Origin of the sequence: Bradyrhizobium valentinum (assembly GCF_001440405.1) — a bacterium.
Lineage (GTDB): Bacteria > Pseudomonadota > Alphaproteobacteria > Rhizobiales > Xanthobacteraceae > Bradyrhizobium > Bradyrhizobium valentinum.
Window position 1 is genome coordinate 1 of the sequence record NZ_LLXX01000110.1, and the last position, 1,685, is coordinate 1,685.

The 1,685-nt window shown below is 65.4% G+C and carries 1 protein-coding gene and 2 pseudogenes; 2 read left to right on the forward strand and 1 reads right to left on the reverse strand.

Translation table 11 applies throughout. From position 1 onward, the window contains the following. Window positions 1-351, reverse strand: a pseudogene (locus tag CP49_RS16705) (DUF2155 domain-containing protein); the annotation flags it as partial. Window positions 352-695: 344 nt separating this feature from the next. Between CP49_RS16705 and CP49_RS16710 the strand changes: the two are divergent. Continuing rightward, a complete protein-coding gene (locus tag CP49_RS16710) occupies window positions 696-1,475 on the forward strand; it encodes an SDR family NAD(P)-dependent oxidoreductase (RefSeq protein ID WP_057851312.1) in 780 nt (259 codons plus the stop codon). A gap of 32 nt (window positions 1,476-1,507) precedes the next feature. Further along, window positions 1,508-1,685, forward strand: a pseudogene (locus CP49_RS47410) (alpha/beta hydrolase); the annotation flags it as partial.

The window sequence follows — 1,685 nt, forward strand, 5'->3', positions numbered from 1 at the left end:
CGGCTGCGGCGGCTGAACCGCGACGCCCGGCTGGGTACCTTGGGGAGCGACGGTCGTTCCGGGTGGCGGCGGCAGCGGTTGCGACTGGAAGCTTCCCGGCGGCGGAGCGCCCTGCCCCGGCGGCGGCCGGTTCGGCGTCGGCAACAGACGACCACGCGGCAGTTCCGGCACTTCCTCGTCGTCTTCTGGGAATTGTTGCTGCTGCTGGTTGCCGCGGGGAATGGCGCCCGGCGGCCGCAACGGCGGATCGGAAAAGATATTGCCGATCTGCGCCTGCGCCGGCGGCACAAGCGAGGTCGTGGTGGCGGCAATCAAGGCCGCAAGACCGGTCAGGGCAATGGTTCGAAGCATCTCGCGGCTTTTACAGGCGAATCGGGCTCGCGACATTCTACAGACATATCGGCCGCTCGCGTCCCACCCGGTTAACACGGCGAATACGGCGGGGAAAGGGCCGGTTTGCCGCCTTCCTGCCGCGCCCGATCATGGGCCCGGGAGCGTGGAAACCGCTTTCGATAGTCGTTCCATGATCTCGATCATGGCCCGGGAGCGCGGAAACCGTTTTCGATAGTACGCCATGATCTAGTCAGCGTCAGCCGCAAATGAAATAGTCGCTCTCGTTCGCGCTAGGTGCCCCGCCAGGCGCGAAAACCACCAAAATCCGGGATAACCGGAAGAGCGAGAGGAACCCCCAGGATATGCCCGATCGAATTCGCCTCGACGGCCGGGTTGCCGTCGTGACCGGCGCGGCCGGCGTGATCGGAACCGCGACCATCCGCCTCCTGGCCGAACGCGGCGCCCGGATCGTCGCCGTCGACCGCAGGGAGCAGGATCTTGCGGCCGCCATCAAGGACCTGCCGGCCTCGGCCGAAGCGCTCGCGGTCACGGCTGACGTCACAAGGGAAGACGAGGTCGCGGAATATGTCCGCGCCACGCTCGACAGGTTCGGCACGATCGATGCATTCTACAACAACGCCGGCATCGAGGGAGATATCAAGCCGATCCCGGAATATTCGCTGGAGAGTTTTCGGCGCGTGCTCGACGTCAACGTGGTCGGGGTCTTTCTCGGCATGAAGCACGTGCTGCCGGTGATGCTGAAGCAGAACAAGGGCAGCATCATCAACACCGCCTCCATTGCCGGCCTGATCGGATCGCCGATGATCGCCGTCTACAGCGCCAGCAAGCATGCCGTGATCGGTCTCACCAAGAGCGCCGCATGGGAATGCACCGGCACCGGCGTGCGGGTCAATTGCGTCTGCCCCGGCCTGATCGACAGCCGGATGCTGAGCACGATCCTGCAGGGGCGCAATCCCGGCAATGAGCCGCCGCTACCTGAGAAGATCGTCGACCGCATTCCGGCGCGGCGGCTCGGGCAGGCGTCCGAAGTCGCCTCCATCGTGGCGTTCCTCGCCTCCGACGAGGCGAGCTACGTCTCGGGCTCCGCCTACACCGTCGACGGCGGCCGCACCGCCGCCTGAGCATTCAATCAACGCAAGAGGTTTTCGCCACCATGCCCGTCACGCTCGATCCCGATGCCGCCGCCGTCTACAAGGCTTTTCAGGAAGCGGGCCGTCCCGCCTATGAGACGCTGACCGCACCGGAAGCGCGCGAATATTATCGGAACGCCCGCGTCGTCAGTAACCCCGAGCCGCCCGCGCTTGAATCAAACAAGCCGCTGTCGATTCCCG

Coding starts and splice junctions, on each gene's coding strand:
- CP49_RS16710 (WP_057851312.1), top strand. CDS start 696: ATGCCCGATCGAATTCGCCTCGACGGCCGGGTTGCCGTCGTGACCGGC.